Genomic DNA, 25658 nt, shown 5'->3' with positions numbered 1-25658 from the left:
CGCTACCGAACGAACGGCCAAAGGCCGTTCGTTCGGTAGCGCCCGAGCTTAAGCATTCCGCGTCACAAATGCACGCCGTACGGTCAAGGTTCCGCCACACCTTTCCGTTTGCAGAAAAAACCCACTAGTGATGCGCTCACCGGAGCTCATCGCGGCGGCGTTGCCCGCCCATCCCGACACGAGGATCTCATGCAGCGCGCCACCGCCATCGTCCGTAAGGTCGCCGTCCGCAGCGACGCGGTCGTCGACACGATCGTCCTCGACCACGCCGCGCGCCAGGCGCCGCCGGACAGCCTGACGGGGGAGGGTGGTCTCAGCCTCACCCTCGCGCTGGCCAAGGCCGCGGCCCTGGAGGATGGCGACGCCCTGCGCCTGGAGGACGGCCGCCTCGTGGCGATCCGCGCCGCCGGAGAGCCGCTCCTCGAGGTTCGAGCCGAAAACCCGGTCCGGCTGCTGCGTCTTGCCTGGCAACTCGGCGGCAGCCACGTGCCGGCCGAGATCGCCGCCGACGCCCTCTACGTGCCCCGCAGCGCCGCCGAGCTCGTTCGCGGTCAGGGCTGCGCCGCCACCCCGGTGACCCGCGCCTTCAAACCCGAGCGGGCGGCCCACGACCACAGCCAGTGCGGCCACGATCACCATGCGCACGACGCGCACGCACATGATGCGCATACCCACGATTCACACGCGCACGATCACGGCGGGCACGACCACCATCATGCGCCTGCGGCGCACGACCACGATCATTCCCACGCGCGTGATCACGGCCACGTCCATGGCCCCGACTGCAAGCACGACCACTGAGCGGATCGATTTTCGCGGATTTCGACGGTCCTGAACCGGAATGGTCTCGGTGCGACCGGTCTCGGTTCGCTCGTTCTCGGGGCGGAAGCCACGATCGGGCTGCGGCGGCATCCGACCGGGCGCCGCCGTCCAGCCCGACCGATTCTCGGCCAATCCATATGTCAGGACGTCGAGAAGCGGGTTGGGAGAGCCTTGGGGACGTCGGTTTTACCTTCCCGATAGCCTCTGTCCCTACCTTGCCCGCCGCCAACGAGCCGGGTGACCCGACCGGTCACATGACCTGATCTCTATCTCTTTCTCAGCCGAGCCCGCAGGATCGGGCGCAATCCCATTTCGAGGTGACGATCTGTGGGGGCGGGAAGGCTTGCGCGGCGACGCCGATCTTTAGCGGATTGGGAACTTCGGTGTCTCGCCGCCGACCTGGGGTGAGCCAGAAGCCAGCAAGAGATACCTATGCCACGCGCAAGTTCACGTTGCAGGCAAGCGTCTCGCTTCCCTCGGCGGAGTATCGAACGATCTCGGATTTCTAAATCAGTTCTGTCGGTTCAGCTGTCGGGAGCAGCGTTTCGAAACCGAGCTAAGTCTTGGTCGGAGTGGCAGGATTTGAACCTGCGACCCCCACGTCCCGAACGTGGTGCGCTACCAGACTGCGCTACACTCCGACAAAGCCGGCCCCTGGGGCCAGCGAGGGGACGTATAGCGAGGCCGGTGCAGCGCCGCAAGCGGGTTCGTGCGGGAAATCGCGCGAGCGGGTCGGTGATCGAACAATCAGAGGGTCTCACCGTCCGACGGCAGGCGATACAGGGCGCAGGACTCTCCGCCCCGTGCGATGGCGACCGCTCCAACGGCCTCCGCGCCGAGATCGAGGTGATGCAGCGACCAGTCGTGGCAGGGGCTCGCACCCCGAGCCCAACTCCGGATCGTCGCCGGACCTGGTGGAAGCGTCACCTCGAAGCTGTCGAGGGGGAGGGAGAGGCCCGTGCCGAGCGCCTTCACCACGGCTTCCTTTCGGGTCCAGCAGGCCAGGAACGCCATCGGTCGCTCGGCCGCTGATCGACCTGCCAGGGTCGTGATCTCGCCGGAATGGAAATGCGCACGCGCGATGGCCATCACGTCCCCGAGGGGGCGGGCCACTTCGACATCGACGCCGATCGCCGTACCGTCTGCGATGGCGACCAGCGCATGCGACCCGGAATGCGAGAGATTGAAACGCAGGCGATCCCGGTCCGGGCCACCGAGTTCAGGCTTACCGTTCTCCGCAGGGTCGAAGCACAGATCCCCGGGGTCTCGCCCGAGATATCCGGAGAGGATCCGCCGAAGGGCCAGATGACTGTGAACGAAACGATCGCGATCTTGCGGTCGGAGGAAGCGCGCCGCTCGCGCCTGTTCGTCCGTGGACAACCAGCGCGCGCGTGCCGGCGTGAGCCGGATGGCGGCGAGGTCCACATGCCAGACGGCGGTGCCGGGTTGACCGGCGGGCATCGCGATCTGCCACGCCGTCATGATGCGAGTCCACGAGTCTGGAGCGCGCTCCGATCAGACGATCGTCTTACCCAGGGCTCGGACGCTCCACGCGCCCTGCAGCGCCAGCAGCAGAAGATAGATGAGTTCAGCCGCGCCGAGCGCGGCATAGAACAAGCCGACACCATGATACCAAGCCAAGTCGCTCGACAGGATCGTCGCGGCGGAGGTCGTCGGAATCAGGAACGCCACCAGGAGACCGAGCACCATGGTCGCGTTGAAAGGTATGGCCTGCATCGAAGATCCGATTTGCCTCCGAAACGATGCGGGTTTCGTAGCCCAATCCTGCCTGCATTCAAAACAAAGCCCGGCAAGGTGCTTGCCGGGCGATGACCATCGCGGATGCGTACTCTGTCCCAGGGTGGACCAGTCAGGTCCCGCGCCGGTCAGGCGTAAACGTTACCGCCCGTCTGCGGGAAGCGCTCGGCCAAGGCACGACGCAGTTTCTCGAGGGCGCGGTTCTCGATCTGCCGAACGCGCTCCTTCGAGATGCCGAGGCGATGTCCGAGGGCTTCCAAGGTCGCCTGATCCTCGGCCAGGCGACGCTCCTTGAGGATCCGCAACTCCCGCTCGGACAGAACCGTCAGGGCCTCGTTGAGCCAGATCAGCCGACGCTCGCCATCGACGGCCGCCGACACCGTCTCGTCGGGGAGGGCGGCGCCGTCCACGAGGAAATCCATGCGCTCCGAAGAGGCTTCGCTCTCCTCACCCACCGGCGCGTTCAGCGACATGTCGGGCCCGGAAAGGCGGGCATCCATCAGGGCGACATCCTCGCGTGACACGCCGATGGCGGTGGCGATGCGCCGATGGATCTCATCGCCCACATGCTCCTCGGTGGACTGCATCAGGCGGGCACGCAGGCGGCGCAGATTGAAGAACAGGGCCTTCTGGGCCGAACTCGTGCCACCGCGGACGATGGACCAGTTGCGCAGAATGTAATCCTGGATCGAGGCCCGGATCCACCAAGTGGCGTATGTGGAGAAGCGGACCTCCCGCTCCGGCTCGAACCGGGCGGCGGCCTCCATCAATCCGACATGGCCTTCCTGAACGAGGTCGGCCATGGGCAAGCCGTAATGGCGGAAACGTCCGGCGATCGCGATGACGAGCCGCATGTGGGCCGCAATCAAATCGTGCAGGGCGCGCTCGTCGCGTTCGTCCTTCCAGCGCACGGCAAGACCACGTTCCTCATCCCGCGCAAGGAAGGGCGCCTCCATCGCCGTGCGTATGAACTGCCGCCGGATCCCTGCGATATCCGCCATCCCCGCCTCCGCCGATCTGGAACGTGTGCTCCCAGTCACGATCGCCGATGCCGAAGGAAATCGGACTTCGGACCTGCGCCTGGTATCGCGACAACCCGGGGGTCTTCGGGAAGGTTCCCCGAACGCGTGCGGCTCTCACGCGCACGTGAGCACGAAAGAAAAAACCCGGCGCAGCGGCGCCGGGTTCCATGAACGCGTAAGCGGGATGCGGTGGATCAGGCCGCTTCTTCCTGGAGGTCGTCGCTCTCGCCATCGCCTTCCGCCTCGGCCTCGCCCTTCACGCGACGCGGAGACTTGGCCAGGCTCTGCTCGATGAGCTTGAGGGCCTCGGTCTCGGTGATGCGGTTCACGGACGAAATCTCGCGGACGACACGGTCGAGGGCGGACTCGTAAAGCTGGCGCTCGCTGTAGGACTGCTCGGGCTGGGCCTCGGAGCGGAAGAGGTCGCGCACCACCTCTGTGACCGAGAGGAGGTCGCCCGAGTTGATCTTGGCCTCGTATTCCTGCGCGCGGCGCGACCACATCGTGCGCTTGATCCGGGCGCGGCCGGTGAGGAGGTCGAGGGCCTTCTTCACGAGTTCCGGCTCGGCCAGCTTACGCATGCCGACGCTGTTGGCCTTAGCGGTGGGGACGCGCAGGACCATCTTGTCCTTCTCGAAGGAGACCACGAACAGCTCGAGCTTGTAGCCGGCGATCTCCTGCTCCTCGATCGCCGTGATCCGGCCGACACCGTGAGCGGGGTACACGACCGCTTCGCCCGTCTTGAAGCCTTGGCGGCCTGCCGTCGTCTTCTTGGCTGTGGTCATGCGAGAAGCGCCTCCAGAACATCGCGCGGCCTTGCACGCCGCGCCGAACCCTGTAATCCGGGGTGGGTCACCCGGCTCCAGCCCCTTGTCCGAAGGGTCCGCGTCAGTGACGCGCAACCAGCCGGTTCCCGGGCATGCCGACGCGTCACGCAACGAGAGACCGCTCGCCGAAGGCACGCAATGCCTCCAGCGATCGATCGCATGCGACCCCATTCCTCAGCTGAGCGTGAGACCCATCAGGCGATGGTTGGAGGCAGCACGTCGAGCACGAACGACGGCAGGCGTTCTCAATAGCACAAACGCGCCGCCGAATCAAAGGATTGCCGGCAGGGCCGAGCGCCGTGGGCTTCGCCTCCGGCGTGCTCCACAGCCTCTTTCACGCCGATCCTGCGGGCGTAGCCTCGACCCGAGGCCGTGCCCGGCGGCAATCAGTCGCCGCTGCCGGGGTTGGCCGAGAAATGCGTCGCGAACTTGTCGGCGACGCCATCCCACGTCTTGGCGTCGGCGGGCGCGTCCTTTTTCTGGGTGATGTTGGGCCAGGTGCGGGCGAAGTCCGCGTTCACCTTGAGCCAGTTCTCCAGGCTCGGTTCCGTGTCGGGCTTGATCGCCTCGGCGGGGCATTCCGGTTCACAGACACCGCAATCGATGCACTCGTCCGGATGGATGACGAGCATGTTCTCGCCTTCGTAGAAGCAGTCCACCGGACAGACCTCGACGCAGTCCATGTACTTGCACTTGATGCAGTTGTCGGTGACGACGTAGGTCATGGGGCCTTCAGTCCTCGATCCGGTGAGCGCCGGGAGCGGCCGATGCCGGTCTCAGGCACGATTCGATGCACGGATCCGTTAACGCTTCGTGGCACGGGTCGGATGGCTCGGGCACAGGCGCGATCCTGGATGCCCGATCCTGGATGGGGCTGGCTCTAGCCCCTGTCCGGGGGGCTGACAAGCGCGGCCTTCGCGCCGTGCCGTGCGGACCCCCTGTGTGTCGCACACGGGACACGGGTGGCGCGGCCTAAGCGGGGCCGTCGCCCAGGACCTCGTAGAGCGCCTGGGCCTCCGGCGCCGGCCCTCGGCGCTCGCCGAGATCCAGCACGCGGGCCGCCACCGTGGCGTGGGCCGCCGCGACGGTCACGACATCCCCGAGCCCGACAGCGGTCGCCGAGGTCTCGGCGCGCTTGCCGTTCACGCGCACATGGCCGTCCGTCACGAGGCGGGCGGCGAGGGAGCGGGTCCGCGCGAATCGCGCGAACCACAACCACTTGTCGAGACGCTGGCGCCCCGGCTTCATCGCATCTCCGGGTTCGGCCGCTCAGCGCTTGCGGTCATTTCCCGCCTCGAGCTGCGCCTTCAGCGCGGCGAGCTTCGCGAAGGGCGAATCCGGGTCCGGAGCCCGCTCGCGGCGCTGCGGACGGGGCTCGTCGCGCGGCGCGGCGCGGGGCTCGTCACGGCGCTCCGGCCGGACGCGGCCCGGCTCGAAGCGCTCGCGCCGGGGCGGACGACCGCCCTCGGGCCGTCCTTCGCCGGGACCGTTTCGGCGGCCGCCGTCGGGACGGTCGCTCCGCGGACGCTCACGCGTCTCGGTCCCGGCCGCCTGGCCGCCGTGGCGGCGCTGGTCGGGCCGTCCTTCGCCGGCCGGGCGGTTGGCGGAGGCGCCGTCACGGCCCGGGCCACGGGGACGCTGGTTCTGGCGCGGGTTGCCGTGGCGCTGCTGGCGGAACAGGCGCCAGACCTCGACGGTGCCTCCGTCGCTGGCGTTGGCAGCGTCGGTCCGTGCGGCGGGAGCATCCGCATCGGCCGGCGCCGCGCTGGTCTCACCCTCGGCCGAGCTTTCTGCGGTGGCGGACGCCTCCTCGGTTTCGCCTTCACCGGAGACCGTGTCGGCGGTCGCGGACGCGTCGGTCGATGCGGCCTCGATAGGGGAGGGGGTCTCCGCCGGTTGTTCAGTCACGTCGGCAGGCGTCTCGCTCTCGGGGGCAGCGTCCGCGACGGCAAGGCCATCTTCCGCGCTGGCAAGGCCATCTTCCGCGCTGGCAAGGCCATCTTCCACACCGGCGAGAGCCGCCACCTCGGCGACGGGCGCCGGACCCGCGTCCTCGGCTGCGGATTCATCGCCCGTGGTTTCGGAGTGGTCCTGAGCCGTCGCTGCGTCCTGCGGCTCCCCGGTCGTCTCCTCGGTCGCCGCAGCGGGAATCGCAGCCGCACCCGAATCCGCCGTCGAGCCGGGCTCGATCTCCGTCGCGGGCTCGTCCGCCTCGGCCGAGGTCTCGGAGGTCGCGTGAGAAGTCTCGGAGGCCACGTCCGCCGTCGGTTCGGTCTTCGCGGCGGCGGGCGGCGTGATCGGCTGGGTCGGGGCGGCGGGCAGGAGCGGCACGGTGATCGCCGGACCCGGGCGGGTCTCGGGTGCGTAGCCGAGGGACTTCAGGATGGAGGCGAAATCCTCGCCGGAGCAGCCGACCAGGGAGGTCATGCCCACCGTCGCCACGAAGGCGTCGCCGTCGGCAGCCCCCACTGGGGCGTCGCCGGGGGTGGTGCCGGGCCGGTAGGCGATGGCCGGGCGGATCAGGTCGGCGAGCCGCTCGAGGATGTCGACGCGCACTGCGCGCTCGCCGCAGACGCGGAAGCCGGCCGCGCGGTAGAGGCCTTTGGCGATCTCCGGATCGACCTTGATGGAGGTGCGGCCGGAGCTGGCGAGATGCGCGATCTCGTCGAGGCCGCGCTGGTCGAGGCCGCCGTTCTTGAGGGCCCAGAGCTGGGCCGCCAGCGTGCGGGGCGCCGGCTTCAGGAGGGCCGGCAAGAAGATGTGGTAGGCGCCGAAGCGGACGCCGTGGCGGCGCAGAGCCCCGCGTCCGTCCTGATCGAGGCTGCGCATCTCCTGCATCACCTTGGCGCGCTCGAGCACGCCGAGGGATTCCACCACCTGGAAGCCGATGCCCTTGGCCAGCCCCGTGAGGTCGGCGGCGGTCTCGATTTCCATGAGCGGGCCGAGCAGGCGCACCACGGTGGCCTTGAGCCAGGCGACGAGGCGGGCTTCCACCTTGTCGCGGGCCGGGCCCGTGAGCTGCTCGTCGGCGAGCAGGCGCACGTGCGGCTCGAACAGCTTGTCGCCGGGCGTCAGCTTGGCCACCGGGTCGCCCGTCCAGCGGATGACTCCATCGTGACTCAGGACCAGCGAGGCATCGGCAGCGGACGAGAACCGCTCGGCGCGGGCCTCGATCTCGCCGGCGAGCGCCTTTTCGGCCGCGCTGCGCAGGGTCTTGGCCTCATGTCCTTCCGCACCGGGGTCCGGAACGAACTGGAAGCCATGCAGATGGCCGACATGCTGGCCCTCGACGGTAACGTCCCCGCCGGCGGTGATCTCAGCTTCCAACATCGTATTCTCTCTCAGGCGCCGCATCAGGACGCTAGTGCGCCGATCGACGAAACGGCTCGCAAGGCGTTCGTGCAGGGCGTCGGACAGCCTGTCCTCTACCCGACGCGTCTCGCCCTGCCAATGCACCGGATCGATGAGCCAATCCGGGCGGTTCGCCACGAAGGTCCAGGTTCGCCCCTGCGCGATGCGTTGGGAGAGCGCGTCGATGTCGCCGTCGGTCCGGTCGATCATGGCGACGTGCTTGGCGAACCAGTCGTTGGGGATGCGCCCCGCCATGCCGCGCATCAGGAAGCGGTAGAGCTGCGCGACGAGGTCCGCGTGGGTCTGGGGATGAACCTTGCGATAGTCCGGCACCCCGCACACGTCCCAGAGCCGGCGCACATGGGCGGGAGTCGAGGCCATCTCGCGAATGTCATCCTCGCGCATCAGGATCTCGAGGGCCGATTGGTCCTCGCCCATGGGGGCGCGGGTGAGGCCCTTTTCCCGGGGATGTTCGTCGAGGCTCTCCTGGAGCGCCTTCAGCGACGAGAAGTCGAGGTCGGGGTTGCGCCATTGCAGCACCCGCAGTGGCTCGAAATCGTGATTCTCCAGGGCCTCGATCATCTCGGGCTCGAAGGGCGCGCAGCGCCCGGTGGAGCCGAAGGTGCCATCCGAGAGATGGCGCCCGGCGCGGCCCGCGATCTGCCCCATCTCGGGCGGGGTCAGCTTGCGGAAGCGCGTGCCGTCGTACTTCCAGTTCGCCGCGAAGGCGACGTGGTCGACGTCGAGGTTCAGGCCCATGCCCACCGCATCGGTGGCGATGAGGTAGTCGACGTCGCCCGACTGGTAGAGCTCCACCTGCGCGTTGCGGGTGCGCGGCGAGAGGGCGCCCAGCACCACGGCCGCGCCGCCGCGCTGGCGCCGGATCAGCTCGGCGATGGCGTAGACCTCCTCGGCGGAGAACGCCACGATGGCGGTGCGCCGGGGCAGGCGGCCGAGCTTCTTCTCGCCCGCGAAGGTGAGCTTCGACAGGCGCGGGCGCGTCGTGGTGTGGACGCCGGGAATCAGCGACTGCACCAGGGGCAGCATGGTGGAGGAGCCGATGAGCAACGTCTCCTCGCGCCCGCGCTGGTGCAGGAGCCGGTCGGTGAAGACGTGGCCGCGGTCCATGTCGGCGGCGAGCTGGATCTCGTCGATGGCCACGTAGGCCACGTCGAGGTCGCGCGGCATCGCCTCGATGGTGGAGATCCAGTAGCGCGGACGGTCGGGCTTGATCTTCTCCTCGCCGGTGACGAGGGCGACCTTGTCCGCACCGACCTTGGCGACGACCCGCAGGTAGACCTCCCGCGCCAAGAGGCGCAGGGGCAGCCCGATCATCCCCGTGGGATGGGCGAGCATGCGCTCGATCGCCAGATGGGTCTTGCCGGTATTGGTCGGCCCGAGCACCGCCGTGACGCCGCGCGCGCGGGCCTGCGGAGAGAGGGAGGGACGAATCATGGGTGAGGGGCGGTCCCTTCGGCGAGGCCGGCAGGCTTTGACGGGTCATGGGTGCCGCCGCACCGCGATCAGGGACGGCGGGACCGTGGCGGCCGTTCCTCATATGGGTCGTTCGGGCCGCGGGCGCCATCCCGCGCGGGCATGCCCGTCGCGCCGAGACTCGGATAGATTCCGATCTCCACGGGCGCGCGTTGTCCCTGTGGTGCGACATCGGCGCAGAGCGTGTCCGGCACCGCCGTGAGGGGGCCGCGACGCGCGGGGCGGTTCTCGATCACCTGGGCGGACGAATAGGCATCTCCGCCGCAATCCGGTCCGGTCGAGAGGGCGGCCTGTGCCAGCGTCCGGCCGGGGATGAGCGCCAGGGCCGCCGCGACGAGGAGACCCGCGCCGCGCCCAAGTGTGGTCGGGGTCACTGGGCGAGGCTGGCCTGCGTCGCGGCGCTGCCCGGCGCCGACACGGTGGTGCTGCCCTGCTGGCCGCCGGTGCGCGTCCAGCGCGTCGCCTCGATGATGTTGGTGCCCACCGTGGTGCGCACGGCGATCCGGACCGGGAGCAGGACCCGCGTTCCCTCGACGGGCGCCAGCCAGACCGACATCTCGCGGTTGTCCTCCATGAACTTCACGCCCGGACGGTCGGGGCGGTGGCCGGCGATCGGAGTGTAGCGCGCGTTGCAGACGAGGACCGGGCCGCTATAGCCGGTCTTCGCCACACTGCGGGTCTCGCCGTAGGACAAGCTCACGTCGAAGCGGGTGGCGCCGTCGAAGATCGGCAGGGTGCGGTTACAGTTGGCCGGGTCCATGAGGTCGCCGCGGCCAGCGACCGGCATCGCCAGGGCGCTGACGGGGTCGATCACGCCGCGCTTGTTGGCGGCGGTGATCGGGACGCGGTCGCCCATGTCCACGAGGGGCGGCGTGATCTCGGCCTGGGTGACGTTGCCGCGCGCCAGGGCCATGCGCACGGCGATGCCGGAATTCGTGGTCTTCGTGGCGATGGCGAAGGTGCTGGGCTGCGGCGCCGAGGTCAGGGCGCCGCTGGCACGGGCCGAGCCCATGCCGCCCGTCACCACGCCGACGAGCCCGGTGAGGCGGGCCGAGACGTCCATGCGGTAACCCGACCCCTCGAAGGCGCCCGCGACCTGGGCCGTGCCGATCGGCAGGCCCGCCAGGGCGATCTCGTAATCCACCGTGACGGCGGTGGCCGAGGCGCTGGCCTTCGGGCGTGCCTGGACCTGCGAGGCAGTGAGGGCGGCCGCCGTCGCGGCGAGCAGGCCGAAGCCCGCGAGGCGGGAGGACGTCGAGCGCTTGGGCGGGGCGCGCATGGCTAGGTACTCGGGGTTGACTGTCGGTCTCCGGCCGAACGGCGCAGGGACATCGTTCCGGCATCGTCCGCGCTCATGGTTAACACATCGTTGGAGCATCGACAGCCGAGCTTCCCGGGCCGGTCCGAGGATGCGCGCGACCGTGCGAAAAATCGGCTCACGCCTTGACGTCACCGGCCCCTCTCCCCTATAGGCTCGCGCCTTCAATGAGAACGCCGCTCCATCGGGCCTGGCGTGCGAGAAGCCGTTTGCCGCGACGCGGCTGGGTTTCCCGCCAGCCTGTCGGACACGCGGAACGAGACGGGAAATAAAACAATGTCGCGCCGTTGCGAACTCACGGGCAAAGCCGTGCAGACCGGCCACCTCGTGAGCCACTCGAACCGCAAGACTAAGTGCCGGTTCCTGCCGAACCTGTGCCAAGTCACGCTGCAGTCGGACGCGCTGAAGCGTCGCGTGCGTTTGCGCGTCACGGCGCATGCCCTGCGCTCGGTCGAGCATCGCGGTGGCCTCGATGCCTTCCTCATCAAGGCCCGGGAGATCGAGCTGTCCCAGACGGCCCGCCTGCTGAAGCGCGAACTGCACAAGAAGCTCGACGAGGTCGAGACCCCCGCCGCCGCCTGAGGGTCCTGCCGGGGCCGAATCGGTCCCGGATGCCCCCTGCCGTGGTTCCCCGAACGGCCGCCGCACGCTGACGCGTACGGTGGCCGTTCGCGTTGCAGCACCGGTTTCCCGCCCCGATGACCGTCCTGTCGCTCGTCGCGCCGATCTTCGGTCTCATCCTCGTCGGGTGGATCGCGGCCCTGGCCGGCTTCCTGTCCGAGAAGGTCAGTGACGGCCTCTCGGAATACGTATTTTCCATTGCCGTCCCGGCGCTCATCGTCGCCACGCTGACCCGCCCCGGCCTGACCGGCGAGATCACGCCGTCCTTCTGGTTCAGCTACTTCGGTGGCGCGGCCCTCTCCTGGGGCATCGGTTCGCTGGTCGGCCTGCGGCGCGCGGGCGTCGAGCGGCGGGGCGCGATCCTGCACGGATTCGCCGCGAGCCAGTCGAACACCGTCTTCATCGGTGTCCCGATGATTCTCCAGGCCTATGGCGAAGACGGGGCGTTTCCGCTCTTCATGCTGCTGGCCGTGCACCTGCCGCTGATGATGGGCTGTGCCACCTTTCTCATCGAAGCCGATGGTCAGGCGTCGCTCCTCACACGCCTGCGGGGCTTGGCGCTCGTGCTCCTGCGCAATCCGATCTTCCTGGCGCTGATCCTGGGCCTCGGCCTCAAGGGCGCGGGGCTGGCGCCCGGCGGCATCGTCAAGGCGCTGGTGGATTCGGTGGCCGGCACCGCCTCGACCTGCGCGTTGATCGCCCTCGGGGCCGGTCTCGTGCGCTACCGCGTCCTGCACGACCTGCCGAGCGCCCTCGGGATCACCGTTCTCAAGCTCGGGCTGCACCCGCTGGCAGTCTGGCTGCTGGCCTTCCACGTCTTCACGATGCCGCCGGCCTATGCGGGGGTGGCGACGCTGTTCGCCGCGATGCCGGTCGGCATCAACGCCTACCTGCTCGCCGCCCGCTACAGGACCGAGACCGGCGTGGTGGCGGCGGCCGTGATGCTCTCGACCCTGCTCGCCATCTTCACGACGATCGGATGGCTGACCCTCCTGGGCCACGCCTGACCCCCATCTCGGCACCGAGCGCCGCCGGACCGGCTTGACCCGTCCCAACCCATTTTGTACCGATCGGTACAGACGACGACCGAACAGGTCCGTCTCGCCCAGGAGCGCCCGATGTCCGAGACCCGCCCGCCGCTGCCGCCCTTCACCCGTGAAACCGCCATTCAGAAGGTCCGCGCGGCCGAGAACGGCTGGAACGGATGCAATCCGGAGAAGGTCGCGCTCGCCTACACGGCGGACAGCCGTTGGCGGAACCGCTCCGAGTTCTTCAGCGGGCGCCCCGCAATCGTGGAATTTCTGCAGCGCAAATGGGCGCGCGAGCAGGAGTATCGGCTGATCAAGGAGATCTGGGCGTTCACCGAGGACCGGATCGCGGTGCGTTTCGCCTACGAGTTCCACGATGCGGACGGGCAGTGGTTCCGGGCCTACGGCAACGAGAACTGGGCGTTCGATGCCAACGGCCTGATGCGTGAACGGCATGCCAGCATCAACGACCTCGTCATCACCGAAGCCGAGCGCAAGTTCCATTGGGACCGCACGGCGCCGCGGCCGCAGGACCACCCCGGCCTGTCCGAACTCGGATTGTGAGGTCCGGCGTCTCGAAGGCGGAACGGGCGCGGGAGGCCGCCATTCCGGTCCTCGCCGAGGTGTTCCGCGAGCATGGCTACGAGGGCGCGAGCCTGGCGCTCCTCGGCGATCGAACCGGGCTCGGCAAGGGCAGCCTCTACCACGCTTTTCCGGGAGGGAAGGCTGAGATGGCGGAGGCGGTCCTCGACGCGATCGAAACCTGGTTCGAGACGCGCATCTACGCGCCGCTGCGGGACGAGCCGGACCCGAGCGTCGCCCTCGACCGGATGCTGACCGAGACGGACGCCTATTTCCGGTCCGGCGGACGAGCCTGCCTCGTCGGCGCCTTCGCGCTGACGGACGGGCGCGATCGCTTCGCCGTGCGCATCGCCCGCTATTTCACCGGCTGGCGCGATGCCCTCGCGGCTGCCCTGACGCGGGCCGGATTCAATCCCGGGGACGCCGCGGACCGCGCCGAGGAAGCAGTCTCGGCTATCCAGGGTGGACTCGTGCTGGCACGAGCCCTGGACGATCCGGCCGCATTCGGCCGGATGCTGGCGCGCCTGCGCCCGCGCCTCGACCCAAGCGAGGGCGCGACCCCGGGCCGTTAGGCCGCCCGGAGCCGCGCGCCGTCGCGGCGATCAGGTTCCGGGGGTCAGCTTCAGGATCTTGCCGTCCGGTCCGTCCGTGACGGCGTAGACCGCGCCGTCACTGCCGACCCGGACGTCGCGGATGCGCGCATCGAGGGGGATGCGTTCCTCGCTCACGACCTTGTCGCCGTCGAGTTTCACCGCCACGAGGCCTCCGCTGACGAGGCCGCCGATCAGGAAGTCGTCCTTCCACGCCGGGAAGGCGTCCCCCGTGTAGAGGGCCATGCCGGAGGGGCCGATGACCGGGTCCCAATAATAGACCGGCTGGGCGGTGCCCCCCGCCTGGGTTTTGCCCTCGCCGATCTTCTCGCCGCTGTACTCGATGCCGTAGGACACCTCGGGCCAGCCATAGTTCACGCCCGGACGCGGGCGGTTAAGTTCGTCGCCGCCGCGCGGGCCGTGCTCTGCGGTCCAGAGGCGGCCCTGCGGGTCAAGAGCGGCCGCCTGCACGTTGCGGTGGCCGTAGGACCAGATCTCCGGCTTGGCCTTCTCACCACCCGTGAAGGGATTGTCCTTGGGAGCATTGCCGTCGGTATCGATCCGGAAGACCTTGCCGAGGCCGCTGGTGAGGTCCTGCGCCTGGACGCGGGTGACCTTATCGGAACGCTCGCCCACGGTGACGAACAGCTTGCCGTCGGGCGCGAAGACGAGCCGCGAGCCGAAATGCTTGTCGCCGTCATAGGTCGGCATCTGCCGGAAGATGACCTTGACCTCGTCGAGGCGGGCGACGCCGTTCTCCTCGATCAGCTTGGCGCGCAGCACGCTGGTGCCGTTGCCCTTCTCGCGCGGCTCCGCGTAGCTCAGATAGATCCGGCGGTCGGAAGGGAAGCTCGGGCTCAGCGCCACGTCGAGGAGGCCGCCCTGGCCCTTGGCGTCCACCTTGGGCACTCCCGGGATCGCCGGGCCCGGCGTGCCATCCTTGGCCACGATGCGCAGCTTGCCGGCTTTCTCGGTGACCAGCATGCGTCCGTCCGGCAGGAACTCCATGGCCCAGGGACTGTCGAGCCCCTTCGCGACCACCTCGGTCTTCACCTTCGTGGCCGTCTCGGGTTTGGGGGCCCGGGTCTGGTTCGGCAGCAGCGGCTTGTAGTTGGTGTTCGGCGCCTCGGTCTCGGCCGGGCTGTTGCCCGTCGCCGAACTCGTGGGCGCCGCGAAGGCGTCACCCTCGATGCGGGGTTGCCGGGGCTCGACCGCTGCGGGTGCCTGCCCCGCCGGTGCCTGCGCGTGGACGGCCGCGCCGAGGCTGAGGAAGGCTGCGGTGGCGAGCAGGCTGTGGGGGATGCGCTTCACGTCGGGTTTTCCTCCATGCCGGCGGTGGAGCCGGCTTCGGGTCGAGACCGCGCGGCCACGAAGCGCGGCCACCGGGACGGGGACACCGAGGACATGGGGCGACGGACACGCTTTGACGAGGGCCGGCCTGCCGTGGCTCGGGCAGTATGGGGCGCTTTCGTCGGGTTCCGGTGCGCGTGGGGTGGACAATCCCCAACCTCCGCGAGGGGCAGGCTTGCCCGGGACGCAGGATGCCTTGACCCGCCCCCCTCCCATCGCCAAGTCTCGCTCAGCGCTTGTTCCCGCGATGCCGGGCAGGCGAAGAGCGGACCGCCGAGGCGGGACCGGAAAGGAAGTTTTCAATGGCGACGGTGAAAGTGACCGACGCGAGCTTCGAGCAGGACGTTCTTCAGTCCGCGGAGCCCGTCGTGGTGGATTTCTGGGCGGAGTGGTGCGGTCCGTGCCGTCAGATCGGACCGGCTCTCGAGGAGATCTCCGCTGATCTGCAGGGACGCGTGAAGATCGCGAAGGTCAACGTCGACGAGAATCCCGGCATTGCCGCCCAGTACGGCATCCGCTCGATTCCGACGCTGCTCATCTTCAAGGACGGCCAGCTCGCCAGCCAGAAGGTCGGCGCGGCGCCCAAGGGTGACCTGTCCCGGTGGATCCAGGCGAGCGCCTGAGACGGCGGACGATCAACCGAATGAGACCCGGCCGCGAGGCCGGGTTTTCTTTTGGGCGGTATCTCGCGGACGGCGTCTCGGGGGCCATCCCGACGAAGCGGTCCCCAAACGGAAGAAGCCCGGCCTTGCGGCCGGGCTTCTCCGTTTCGAGACCCGAAATGTCGGCTTAGTAGGAGCCGAACTTGTAGTTCAGACCAGCGCGGACGATCGCGAACTCGTCCTCGCGGCGGTTGGTGTAGCCGCTGACCGCAACTGCGTAGGGGGTGTTGACCCGGAAGGCAGTGTTGGTGGTGCGGGAGTAGGCGAACACGCCGTTGTTGGCGTTGTCGCGGTCGAGGCTCACGTACAGACCTTCGACCTTCAGCGTCACGGCGGACGAGCGGAAGAAGTTCAGGAAGGAGTCGGTCGGGAGGGCATACTCGATGCCGCCGCCGGCGGTCCAGCCGGTGCGGAAATCGTTGCGGCTGCTGTTGGGCAGGCCGAAATCGTTGCCGCCGCCGCCGCCGTAGGCGAAGCCGCCGGTGCCGTAGAACAGGACGCGGTCGAAGGCGTAGCCGAGGCGACCACGGACGGTGCCGAAGTAGTCGAGGCCCGACAGACCGTTCGGGTTCACCGCGACCAGGTCGGGGTTCAGCGTGCCGACGATCGGGGTGTAGGTGTTGCGGCTGCGGCCGAAGTCGACGTACTGGGCGTCAGCTTCGATACCGACCACGACGCCGGAGCCCGGGGTGAACTGGTAGTTGTAGCCGATCTGACCGCCGCCGACGAAGCCTTCGTTCGAGTTACGGCCGCCGAAGGCGCCCGCACCGACCGGCACGCCGTTGATGGCGACCGGCGAAGCCGTGTAGATCGGACGAGCAGCGACGATGACGGCCGGGCCGCCCGTGTCGTTGCTGGCGTCGAAGCCGTAACCGGCGTTGAAACCGGCGTAGAAGCCGGTCCAGGTGAACACCGGCACCGGCACGAACACCGGGGGCGCCGCGCGGCGCGGAAGGTCGGCGGCCGAGGCCGCCGCGGTGAGGGCGGTGAAGGCCGCCAATGACGTGAGAAGCTTTTTCATTATGATCCCCAGCGAAATGCCCGATCGAGTGGCAACTTACGCCAGTTTCCACGGCCAAGATGTAGCGTGGCGGTCACACCGGCCGAGGGACCGGTGCCCGGTGCACGGGCAGCGGACGACCGGGGAAGCTCACGCCGGCGGCGTGCCGTTCGCCGTCAGGACGGTGCCCACGAGATAGAGCGAGCCGCAGATCAGGATGCGCGGCGGCTGCTCGAAGGCGACGTCGGCGAGGGTCTCAAGGGCCGCCTCGACGCTTGACGCGCACTGAGCGATCAGCCCGACATCCGCGGCGATCTGCGCGACCTCCTCGGCGGGGCGCGCGGCCATTTGTCCTGCGATCGGTACGGCCACCAGGAGGCGGGCGAGGCCCACGAAATTACGCAGGAACCCTTCCGCGTCCTTGGTGCCGAGCAAGCCGACGATCAGCACCAGGGGCACGTCCGAGCGTTCGCCGAGATCCGCCATCGCGGCGGCCAGGATGCGCCCCCCGTCGATGTTGTGGCCGCCGTCGAGCCAGAGTTCGGCGCCCTGCGGCACGAGCTCGGACAGGCGGCCCCGGTTGAGCCGTTGCAGGCGCCCGGGCCACTCGACGGTGTTGAGGCCGGCCTCGATCGCGGCGGTGCCGATATCGCCGAAGCCCGCCGCCCGCAGGGCCGCGATGGCGGTGCCGGCGTTCGTGAACTGGTGACGTCCGTTCAGGCGCGGCCGCGGCAGGTCGAACAGGTCGGTGTCGTCCTGGTAGACCAAGCGCCCCCGCTCGGCATGCACGGAGAAATCCTGGTTGCCCACGCGGATCGGCGTCGCCCCGGCGGCCTCGGCGAGACGGCACAGCACCGCGTCGGCCTCGGCGTAATCCTGGGCCGCGATGATCGCCGGGCAGCCGGCCTTGAAGATCCCGGCTTTCTCGGTGGCCACCGCCTCGACCGTGTCGCCGAGATACTCGGCGTGATCGCGACCGATCGGGGTCACGACCGCCGCCGCCGGCCGGTCGATCACGTTGGTGGCGTCGACCCGGCCGCCGAGCCCGACTTCCAGGAGCAGCACGTCGGCGGGCGATTCCGAGAACAGCAGCAGGGCGGCCGCCGTGGTGATCTCGAACACCGTGATGGGCTCGCCCTCGTTGGCCGACTCGCAGCGGGCCAGGGCATCGGCCAACTGGTCCTCTGGCACGAACTGCCCGCCGCCGATGGCCCCGATACGGATGCGTTCGTGGAAGCGCACGAGGTGGGGCGAGGTGTAGACGTGGGCGGCGAGCCCCGCCGCCTCGAGGATGGCTCGCATGAAGGCGATGGTCGAGCCCTTGCCGTTGGTGCCGGCCACGTGGATCACCGGCGGCAGCTTGCGCTCCGGGTGGCCGAGGCGCGCGAGCAGGCGCTCGATCCGACCCAGCGAGAGGTCGATCGTGCGCGGATGCAGGGCGAGGAAGCGCGCCATCAGCGCGTCAGAGGAATCCATCATCGGACCGTCGCGGGGAGGATTGAGCGGCGTGAAGGGGCTCAGGCGGGCTCGGGCACGGGCTGGGCCGGGCGAAGCGCGGCCGCCCCGGGCTCCTGATTGGTCAGCAGGCCGCAGAGGCGCGCGATGGTCTCCTTCAGGGCATGGCGGTGCACCACTTGGTCCACCATTCCATGCGCCTTCAGGTATTCGGCACGCTGGAAGCCGTCCGGCAGTTTCTCCCGGATGGTCTGCTCGATGACCCGGGGGCCGGCAAAGCAGATCAGTGCGCCGGGCTCGGCCAGGTGCACGTCGCCCAGCATCGCGTAGGAGGCGGTGACGCCACCGGTGGTCGGGTTCGTCAGCACCACGATGTAGGGCAGCCGCGCCGCGTTCAGCCGGCGCACCGCCACGGTGGTGCGGGGCATCTGCATCAGGGAGAGGATACCCTCCTGCATGCGCGCGCCGCCCGAGGCCGTGAACACCACGTAGGGCGTGCGCTTGTCCAGCGCCGTCTCGGCGCCGCGCACGAAGGCTTCGCCCGCCGCCATGCCCAGCGACCCGGCCATGAAGGCGAAATCCTGGACCGCCAGGGTCATGGGCAGGCCGGAGACACGGCCGAAGCCGATCTTGAAGGCGTCGGCCATGCCGGTCTTGGCCCGCGCATCCTTCAGGCGGTCGACGTAGCGCTTCTCGTCGCGGAACTTATGCGGGTCGGCGGCGACCTCCGGCAGGGGAACGTCGATCCAGGTGCCCTCATCGAACATCATCTTGAGGCGCGCCTGGGCGCTCATCTTGAGGTGATGCTCGGAGCCGGGGATGACCCAGTGGTTGCTCTCCACCTCCTTGTGGAAGACCATCTGCCCGGTATCGGGGCATTTGACCCAGAGGTTCTCGGGCGTCTCACGCTTGAACAGGGTCTTGATCTTGGGGCGCACGACCTCCGAGATCCAGTTCATCGGTTCGACCATCATGGCGACGGCGTCCTTGTGCGGGGCGGATTGAGCGGGCGAGAGACCCTTCCGGGCAGACTCGCGGGCAATTGCGTCAGGCGCGGGGCGCCGAACGGACCCCCTCGGCGAGCGCGCGGACCAGGGTCCTCACGGCCTCGACCGTGCCGCCCTGCGAGCGGCCCTCCGCGTCGAGGGTGCCCCGCATGGCGTCGACCAGGGCCGAGCCCACCACGACGCCGTCGGCGCCACGCGCGATCGCGGCCGCGTCCGCCCCCGTGCGCACCCCGAAGCCCACCACGATGGGCAGGTCGGTATGGCGGCGGATGCGGCCGACCGCTTCCGCGACCCGGTCGAAGTTCGGCGTCGCCGTCCCGGTGATGCCGGTGATCGACACGTAGTAGACGAACCCGGCGGTGTTCGCGAGGACGGCCGGGAGGCGCTTCTCGTCGGTGGTCGGGGTGGCGAGGCGGATGAAGGCGAGGCCCTTGGCGAGCGCCGGCAGGCAGAGCTCGTCGTCCTCTTCCGGCGGCAGATCGACGACGATGAGCCCGTCGATGCCGGCGGCCAGGGCGTCATCGAGGAAGCGCTCGACGCCGTAGGCGTGGATCGGGTTGAAGTAGCCCATCAGGATCACCGGCGTCGCGGCGTCGCCCTCGCGGAAGCGCCGCACCAGCTCCAGCGTCTTGACGACGCCCTGGCCGCCCTTGAGGGCCCGCAGGCCGGCGGCCTGGATCGCCGGCCCGTCCGCCATCGGATCGGTGAAGGGCAGCCCGAACTCGACGATGTCCGCGCCCGCCTCCGGCAGGGCCTTGAGCACGGCGAGCGAGGTCTCCGGGTCGGGATCGCCGGCCATCACATAGGTGACGAGGGCCGCGCGGTTCTCGGCGCGGCAGCGCGCGAAGGTGGCGTCGATGCGCGCCTGACCGGGATTCGCTGAACTCGTAGCCGTCATGACACTCTTGTCTCGCGCTCCTCGCGGCCGCCACGGGCGCGGCGCGGGGTCAAGCCGCCGCGCCTACACCATCGCAGGCGGCCCGTGAAGCGCGCCGTCGCGGACGCTCGGATTTGTCACGATCCGGCAACGCATCCTTAACGGCCTTTGGAAAGCCCGCCTTCAACCTCAGGCGCCATCCTGGCCGCGACGGCGGACGGCACCGCCCGAGAGGCTTTACCCCCATGACCATCCCGGACGCCCTGCTCGTCCTCGCGTTCACGATCCTCGCCTTCCTGGCGGGCTGGTGCCTGCGCGCGCGCATCCCCCGGAGTGCCACGTCGGGCTCGGCCCACGGCACCGAGGTGCGGATCGAGCAGCTCGAGGATCGGGTCTGGCAGCTCTCGGAGAGCGAGGAGCGCTACCGTGCCCTGGTCGAGGCCACCACCGAGATCATCGTCCAGCGCGACGCCTTGGGGCGCATCACCTTCGCCAACGAGGGGTTCGCGCGCCTCGTGGGCGTCGAGCCCCTGGCGCTCGTCGGCTCCACCCGGCAGGTCGAGGTTCTGGAGCATGGCGAGGCCCAGCGCGATCCGGACGGCGTCCGCCGGGTCGAGATGCGCCTGGCGCCGGCCTCCGGGCCACCGCGCTGGTTCTCCTTCATCGAGATGCCGATGGCCGGCGGCAACGGCGAGACGCACTGGTTGCGGGCCGGCGCCGACATCACGGGGCGCGTGGCGGCCGCCCGCTCCCTCGACGAGGCCCTGAGCCGTGCCGAGGCCGCCAACGTGGCGAAATCCCGCTTCCTCGCCACGGTCAGCCACGAGTTCCGCACGCCCCTGAACGGTATCCTCGGTATGGCCGACCTCGTTCTCGATACGGGACTCGACCCCGAGCAGCGCACCTATGTCGAGGCCGTGAAGACCTCCGGCAGGGCGCTCCTCACCCTGATCGACGGCATCCTGGATTTTTCGCGCATCGAGGCGGGACGCCTGGATCTCGCCGCCGAGCCGTTCGATCCGGGCGAGATCGCAGAGGGCGTAGTCGAACTGCTGGCGCCCAGGGCCCAGGACAAGGGCATCGAGATCGCCCTCGACATCGCCGACGACGTACCCAGCCTCGTCGTCGGCGACGCCGACCGGGTCCGCCAGATCCTGCTCAACCTCGCCGGCAACGCCGTCAAGTTCACGGGGGCGGGCGGGGTCGGCGTCGAGCTGCGGCGGGAGAACGACGGGCTCCGGTTCGTCATCGGCGATACCGGCCCCGGCATCCCGCCCGAGCGCATCCCGCTGCTGTTCGAGGAGTTCGAGCAGGGTGACGACAGCGCCAGCCGCCGCCACGAGGGCACGGGCCTCGGCCTCGCCATCACCCGTCGCCTCGTCCTGCGCATGGGTGGGCGGATCGAAGCCGGCGCGCGGCCGGGCGGCGGCAGCCTGTTCACCGTGTTCCTGCCACTGGAAACCCTAGATACCGCGCGCGAGCGCCCGCCGGGCCTCGGGGGCCGGAAGGTGCTCATCGTCGCGGCCTCGCCGTTCCAGGCGCCCTACCTCGCGCGGCGGCTGACCCGCTCGGGGGCCGCCACGGTGACCGTCGACAGCCCCGAGGCCGGCCTCGACGCCATCGCGGGCGCGGCCTTCGACGCGGTGCTCGCCGACCGCACCCTCGGCGATGCGGCCCTGCGGGCGTTGGCGGGTGAGGCGCGGCGCGCCGGCGTGCGCTGCAGTCTCGTCCTGCTCTCGCCCTTCGATCGCCGGGAATTCGGGCCGCCGGGGGCGGCCGGCTTCGACAGCTACCTGATCAAGCCTGTCCGCGCCCGCTCCCTGTTCGATCGCCTGCTCGCACCGGCACCGCCCCCGGATGCGATGCTCCGGGATGCCGCGCCCGGGATCGGCGAATCGGCCGGCGCGCAGGGTACCGCAGCGGCATCGCCTCTCGGCGGCCCGCGCGTTCTCCTGGCGGAGGACAATCCGATCAACGCACTGCTGGCCACCAAGGCCCTCGAGCGCCTCGGCGCCCGGGTCGTGCTGGCGCGGGACGGGCACGAGGCGCTGGCCCGCATCCGTGAGGCCGACGCGGCCTTCGACCTCGCCCTGCTCGACATCCGGATGCCCGGCCTCGACGGGCTGGAGACCGCCCGGCAGATCCGGGCCATCGAGGCCGCGCAGGGGCGCGCCCGTCTGCACCTGGTGGCGCTTACCGCCAATGCGGGCCGCGATGACGAGCGGGCGGCGCGCGTGGCGGGGTTCGACGGCTTCCTGGCCAAGCCCCTCAACCTGCGCGCCCTGCCGCCGCTCCTCGATCGGCGCTGCTCGGCCGCCTGAGCGTTGACATCGCCCGCGCCCCGCGCGAACACCGCGCCATGGTCGACAGCCTCTCATCCGACGACGCGCAGACGCGGAGCCACGACCGGCGGGTCGCCTGGAGCGTCGCCGCCCTGATCGCCGGAACGGTGCTGGTCGGCGCCCTCCTGCCCGCACCGGCCGCGCACCGCGCATCCGCCGTGCCCTCGGCGGATGCAGCTTGCGCCGAATGGAGCGACGGCTGCCACGTCTGCCAGCGCACCGAAGGAGGCGTCGCCTGCTCGTTGCCGGGCATCGCCTGCGTTCCCAAGGAACAGAGCTGCCTGCGCCGCGTCGGCGGCTGAGGCCGCGCGCCGGACGGCCGCCGTGACGCGCCCGGTTCTTCGCTTCGCGCCGAGTCCGAACGGGCATCTGCATCTCGGACACGCGCGCTCGGCGCTGCTCAATGACGCGCTTGTGCGGAGTTCGGGCGGGCGCCTGCTGCTACGGATCGAAGACATCGATCCGGGCCGCTCGCGTCCGGACCTGATCGACGCCATCGCGGACGACCTCGCCTGGCTCGGCCTGCGCTTCGAGACCCCTGCGCGCCGGCAATCCGAGCATCTCGATGTCTACCGGGCCCAGGTCGAAGCCTTCTCGGCGCGCGGCCTCGTCTATCCGTGCTTCTGCTCGCGCGGAACGATCGCGCGGGCCGTGGCTGCGGCGGCGGAGCGCAGCGGAATCCCCCCCGCCTGCGATCCGGACGGCGCGCCCCTCTATCCCGGCTGCTGTCGCGCGCTGGCGCCGGGGGAGGCCGAGGCGCGCAGGGCTGCGGGCGTGCCGCATACTTGGCGCCTCGACATGGCGCGTGCCCTGGCGGCAGCGCCTGGCCCCCATCGGGTGCGCAGCGTCCCGGTCGTCAGGTCCGGAGAGGGGAGGGGGCTTTCCAGCCATCGGATCGGAGCCGACCGCGTCGAGGCCGCCGACCCCGCACGCTGGGGCGACCCCGTGATCGCCCGACGCGACGTTCCGACGAGCTACCACCTCGCCGTGGTGATGGACGATGCCGCTCAAGGGGTCACCCACGTGGTCCGCGGCGCGGATCTGCGCGCGAGCACCGATCTGCACGTGCTCCTGCAGGCGCTGATCGGCGTGCCGTCGCCGCGCTACCATCACCACGAACTGGTGCTCGACGAAGCGGGTGCCAAGCTCGCCAAATCCCGCGGGTCGCGGTCGCTCGCCGACCTGCGTGCGGCCGGCGAGAGCCCAGCCTCCTTACGGGAGCGTCTCGGCTTTCCGTGAGGCCGGAGCCCGCTTCAGCGCATCACGTCGCGCTGAGCCATGGCGGAGGCCGTGCGCGATTTCTGCATCGTGCTCTCGATCTGCTCGCGCTGGCGGGTGAACTCGGTGAGCATCCGTCCGTCGAGTTCGCGTCCGCGCGGCACCCGGATCTTCATCGGATCCACGAAGTGACCGTTGATGATGACCTCGTAGTGCAGATGCGCGCCTGTCGAGAGGCCGGTCGAGCCGACATAGCCGATCACCTGTCCCTGGCGCACCTTGGCGCCGGCGGTGACGCCACGCGCGAAGCGGGACATGTGGTTGTAGGTGGTGACGTAGCCGTTGATGTGCTGGAGTTCGACGCGCCGGCCATAGCCGGAATCCCAGTCCGCCTTCAGCACCGTGGCGTTGCCGGCGGCCACGATCGGCGTGCCGATCGGGTTCGCCCAATCGACGCCGGTGTGGAGCTTGGCATAGCCGAGCACGGGATGGCGCCGGTATCCGAAGCCCGACCGCATGATCCCGTCGGCGATCGGCTTGCGGATCAGGAACTTCTTCAGGGAGCGTCCCTGTTCGTCGAGGTAATCGATGGTGCCGTCGTCCGGAGACTGGAAGCGGTAGACCTTGCGCGGTTCGCCCCCGATGTTGAGGGACGCGTAGAGGAGTTCGGGGCGTTCGGTCGCCGCTTGCCCAGAGGCGTCCTCGTCGAAGGTGTAGAATACGTCGAGGCTGTCGCCGGACGAGATCCGGCGCTGGAAATCGACGTCGTAGCCGAAGATCCGGACGAGGTCGTCCACGGTGGTGCGGGGCAGGTCGTGCCGGGCGGCGGTCTCGTAGAGGCTCTGGTAGAGGCGCGGGCCGGTGCCGCCTTCCTCCTCGTCGTCGGAGGCTTCGGCCGTCGCGGCCGGAGCCGCGCGGGCGGGCGCGTCTTCGGTGGGGGGCGCCACGGAGACGAAGGTCCCACGATCGTTGATCGCCGCGATCGCCTCGATGCCGCTCTCGCCATAGAGGATCACCCGCGTCACCTGACGCGGATCGCCGGGTTTCGGGCCGGGTGCGACCTGGAGCCGGAACTGCTGCCCCTCGGCAAGGTCCCCGACGCGGGTCCGCCCGCCCAGGGCCGCGACGATGCCGCGAACCTGCTCGTCGCTGGCCCGGCCGGCACTCCGCAGGACCGAGTCCAGGGTCTCGCCACGCTTCAGGGCGAGGTCGCGCTCCTCGACCAGGGGTGGCTCCCCGCCGCCGCTCGCGGTCTTGGAGAGGTTGGTGACGTTCTCGGGCACGACCAGCACGTCGATGGACTTGAAGGGCGAGCCCTCGTTTCCGGCGCGGGTGCCGCCGTCGAAATCCGGAGCCGTCATGCCCTGGCGCAGGGTCCGGGACAGCATGATCTGCGGGGCGATCGGGATTGCCGTGCGGCGCCCGGCCTCGGCGGTGAGCCGGCGCTCCTCCTCGATCTGGGCCGCGACGTCGTCGTCGGTGAGGGCTGGAGCGCCCGGCTCGACCTCGAAGGTGGCGAGATCACGCTTGACCACCGAGACCTCCGCACCCGGAGCATCGGCGAGCCCTGGGTCCTGCGCCCGCTCGAGGGGTTCGTCGGTGTTCAGCTTCATGGGGTCGAAACGCGGCATCTCGGCCACGAAGACCCCGGTCGTCATGGAGAGGGCGGTGGAGATCCGCACGAAGGGCCGCACCTTGATGATCTCGCGGTCTCCAAGCCGGACTGTGACGGGCGACCGGAAGGTCTGCTTGGCCGATGCGATCATGAGGTTGCGCACGAGGCGGTCGCCCTTCCGGGCGATGTTGGCGGTCCCGTCGCCGATGGCGGGGCGGACGGCCGTGGAGGCCCGTTCGGGGATCGCCGCGAAGGAGGTCTCGCTCTGGAGCGAGATGTGGATCGCCGCGCCGATCAGGGCGGCTCCCGTGAGCCCGGTCAGGGCGCTGGCGCAGAGCCAGCGCAGGTTGACGTCTCGGCGATCGATCCGCGCCACGTCGGGCCCGAGCAGGTCCAGGGGCGGGAGGTGGTCGACCGGCATGCGCGCCGGCGGGCGTGCCTCGCTCGCGCCGTTCGGATCACCGATCTTCAGACGGCCGCGCTTCAACGTCGTGGTCCTCGCAAGGTGTAACCGGATCTGTTCCGCAAAGGCATCCCAGCAAGGCGTCGCGGGCCAGGCATCGCAGATCGAGACATCGCAGACGCCGTACCTTCGCGCCAGTCCGCGCGCCGGTCGAGGTCCGATGTCGAGGCGCAGCATGTCGAGATTGAGGCGCGGCGGTACACTGTCGCGCGAGGTCTAGGGAGGATCGTCGAAATTAGGTGTTGACGGTTCTGAG

Annotated in this window: 24 protein-coding genes and 1 tRNA gene; 9 read left to right on the top strand and 16 right to left on the bottom strand. The window is 69.7% G+C overall.

Annotated elements, in window-relative coordinates:
• Positions 1-189 precede the first annotated feature (189 nt).
• Entirely contained in the window at positions 190-801 is a 612-nt protein-coding gene (locus MFF30_RS08915) for an urease accessory protein UreE (protein WP_238278851.1), read from the top strand.
• Between the two features lie 585 nt (positions 802-1386).
• On the opposite strand, the gene MFF30_RS08910 is transcribed toward MFF30_RS08915, so the two are convergent.
• The 10 genes from MFF30_RS08910 to MFF30_RS08865 form a co-directional block, all read right to left on the bottom strand.
• Positions 1387-1463 (bottom strand) — tRNA-Pro (locus MFF30_RS08910).
• Positions 1464-1569: 106 nt separating this feature from the next.
• Complete coding sequence (locus MFF30_RS08905) at positions 1570-2304, bottom strand: 4'-phosphopantetheinyl transferase family protein (protein ID WP_238278849.1); 735 nt, start codon at positions 2302-2304, stop codon at positions 1570-1572.
• A gap of 33 nt (positions 2305-2337) precedes the next feature.
• Complete coding sequence (locus tag MFF30_RS08900) at positions 2338-2559, bottom strand: hypothetical protein (RefSeq protein ID WP_238278847.1); 222 nt, start codon at positions 2557-2559, stop codon at positions 2338-2340.
• 149 nt (positions 2560-2708) lie between these two features.
• Positions 2709-3581: an RNA polymerase factor sigma-32 gene (locus MFF30_RS08895; RefSeq protein ID WP_238278845.1), complete on the bottom strand. Its 873-nt coding sequence runs from the start codon at positions 3579-3581 to the stop codon at positions 2709-2711.
• Positions 3582-3796: 215 nt separating this feature from the next.
• The gene (locus MFF30_RS08890) at positions 3797-4387 is read right to left on the bottom strand and encodes a CarD family transcriptional regulator (RefSeq protein WP_238278843.1); all 591 of its coding nucleotides are present in this window, start codon (positions 4385-4387) and stop codon (positions 3797-3799) included.
• 428 nt (positions 4388-4815) lie between these two features.
• The gene (fdxA, locus tag MFF30_RS08885; RefSeq protein WP_238278841.1) at positions 4816-5154 is read right to left on the bottom strand and encodes a ferredoxin FdxA; all 339 of its coding nucleotides are present in this window, start codon (positions 5152-5154) and stop codon (positions 4816-4818) included.
• 247 nt (positions 5155-5401) lie between these two features.
• Positions 5402-5677, bottom strand: a complete 276-nt coding sequence (locus tag MFF30_RS08880) for an RNA-binding S4 domain-containing protein (protein WP_238278840.1) — start codon at positions 5675-5677, stop codon at positions 5402-5404.
• A 21-nt stretch (positions 5678-5698) separates the two neighbouring features.
• The gene (locus MFF30_RS08875; protein ID WP_238278838.1) at positions 5699-9235 is read right to left on the bottom strand and encodes a helicase-related protein; all 3537 of its coding nucleotides are present in this window, start codon (positions 9233-9235) and stop codon (positions 5699-5701) included.
• A gap of 68 nt (positions 9236-9303) precedes the next feature.
• Positions 9304-9648: a hypothetical protein gene (locus MFF30_RS08870; RefSeq protein WP_373320871.1), complete on the bottom strand. Its 345-nt coding sequence runs from the start codon at positions 9646-9648 to the stop codon at positions 9304-9306.
• The gene (locus MFF30_RS08865) at positions 9645-10553 is read right to left on the bottom strand and encodes a DUF3108 domain-containing protein (RefSeq protein ID WP_238278836.1); all 909 of its coding nucleotides are present in this window, start codon (positions 10551-10553) and stop codon (positions 9645-9647) included. Before MFF30_RS08865 ends, MFF30_RS08870 begins: the two co-directional genes overlap by 4 nt.
• 315 nt (positions 10554-10868) lie before the next feature.
• Here MFF30_RS08865 and rpmB point away from each other — a divergent pair, with 315 nt between their 5' ends.
• From rpmB to MFF30_RS08845, 4 genes are all read left to right on the top strand, one after another.
• Positions 10869-11174 carry a 50S ribosomal protein L28 gene (gene rpmB, locus MFF30_RS08860; protein ID WP_238278834.1) on the top strand — a complete coding sequence of 102 codons (306 nt, stop codon included), beginning with the start codon at positions 10869-10871 and terminating at the stop codon, positions 11172-11174.
• Positions 11175-11290: 116 nt separating this feature from the next.
• Entirely contained in the window at positions 11291-12220 is a 930-nt protein-coding gene (locus MFF30_RS08855; RefSeq protein WP_238278832.1) for an AEC family transporter, read from the top strand.
• 111 nt (positions 12221-12331) lie between these two features.
• Positions 12332-12805, top strand: coding sequence for a nuclear transport factor 2 family protein (locus tag MFF30_RS08850; RefSeq protein WP_238278829.1), 474 nt, complete (start codon positions 12332-12334; stop codon positions 12803-12805).
• Positions 12802-13395: a TetR/AcrR family transcriptional regulator gene (locus tag MFF30_RS08845; RefSeq protein WP_238278827.1), complete on the top strand. Its 594-nt coding sequence runs from the start codon at positions 12802-12804 to the stop codon at positions 13393-13395. The genes MFF30_RS08850 and MFF30_RS08845 overlap by 4 nt, the downstream gene beginning before the upstream one ends.
• A gap of 30 nt (positions 13396-13425) precedes the next feature.
• Here the strand turns inward: MFF30_RS08845 and MFF30_RS08840 are convergent, their stop codons facing one another.
• Positions 13426-14724, bottom strand: coding sequence for a PQQ-dependent sugar dehydrogenase (locus MFF30_RS08840; RefSeq protein WP_238278825.1), 1299 nt, complete (start codon positions 14722-14724; stop codon positions 13426-13428).
• Between the two features lie 341 nt (positions 14725-15065).
• Between MFF30_RS08840 and trxA the strand changes: the two genes are divergently transcribed.
• Positions 15066-15386, top strand: a complete 321-nt coding sequence (gene trxA / locus MFF30_RS08835; protein WP_056185158.1) for a thioredoxin — start codon at positions 15066-15068, stop codon at positions 15384-15386.
• Positions 15387-15552: 166 nt separating this feature from the next.
• Here the strand turns inward: trxA and MFF30_RS08830 are convergent, their stop codons facing one another.
• From MFF30_RS08830 to trpA, 4 genes are all read right to left on the bottom strand, one after another.
• Positions 15553-16446, bottom strand: a complete 894-nt coding sequence (locus MFF30_RS08830; RefSeq protein ID WP_238278824.1) for an outer membrane protein — start codon at positions 16444-16446, stop codon at positions 15553-15555.
• Between the two features lie 129 nt (positions 16447-16575).
• Positions 16576-17901, bottom strand: a complete 1326-nt coding sequence (locus MFF30_RS08825) for a bifunctional folylpolyglutamate synthase/dihydrofolate synthase (RefSeq protein ID WP_238278855.1) — start codon at positions 17899-17901, stop codon at positions 16576-16578.
• Between the two features lie 41 nt (positions 17902-17942).
• Positions 17943-18851 (bottom strand): acetyl-CoA carboxylase, carboxyltransferase subunit beta, encoded by a 909-nt coding sequence (gene accD, locus MFF30_RS08820; protein ID WP_238278853.1) that lies wholly within the window; start codon positions 18849-18851, stop codon positions 17943-17945.
• A gap of 76 nt (positions 18852-18927) precedes the next feature.
• The gene (gene trpA / locus MFF30_RS08815; protein WP_238278822.1) at positions 18928-19785 is read right to left on the bottom strand and encodes a tryptophan synthase subunit alpha; all 858 of its coding nucleotides are present in this window, start codon (positions 19783-19785) and stop codon (positions 18928-18930) included.
• Positions 19786-20009: 224 nt separating this feature from the next.
• Between trpA and MFF30_RS08810 the strand changes: the two genes are divergently transcribed.
• From MFF30_RS08810 to gluQRS, 3 genes are read left to right on the top strand one after another with little or no spacing between them, the layout of a single operon-like run.
• Positions 20010-22085: an ATP-binding protein gene (locus tag MFF30_RS08810; RefSeq protein ID WP_238278820.1), complete on the top strand. Its 2076-nt coding sequence runs from the start codon at positions 20010-20012 to the stop codon at positions 22083-22085.
• 38 nt (positions 22086-22123) lie between these two features.
• Positions 22124-22408, top strand: a complete 285-nt coding sequence (locus tag MFF30_RS08805) for a hypothetical protein (protein WP_238278818.1) — start codon at positions 22124-22126, stop codon at positions 22406-22408.
• 22 nt (positions 22409-22430) lie between these two features.
• Positions 22431-23345, top strand: coding sequence for a tRNA glutamyl-Q(34) synthetase GluQRS (gluQRS, locus tag MFF30_RS08800; protein WP_238278817.1), 915 nt, complete (start codon positions 22431-22433; stop codon positions 23343-23345).
• 14 nt (positions 23346-23359) lie between these two features.
• On the opposite strand, the gene MFF30_RS08795 is transcribed toward gluQRS, so the two are convergent.
• Positions 23360-25426 carry a M23 family metallopeptidase gene (locus MFF30_RS08795; RefSeq protein WP_238278815.1) on the bottom strand — a complete coding sequence of 689 codons (2067 nt, stop codon included), beginning with the start codon at positions 25424-25426 and terminating at the stop codon, positions 23360-23362.
• Positions 25427-25658: the final 232 nt, after the last annotated feature.

This window comes from Methylobacterium goesingense (assembly GCF_022179225.1).
In the GTDB taxonomy this organism is placed as follows: Bacteria; Pseudomonadota; Alphaproteobacteria; order Rhizobiales; family Beijerinckiaceae; genus Methylobacterium; species Methylobacterium goesingense.
This window is presented reverse-complemented; position numbering and strand designations above follow the sequence as displayed.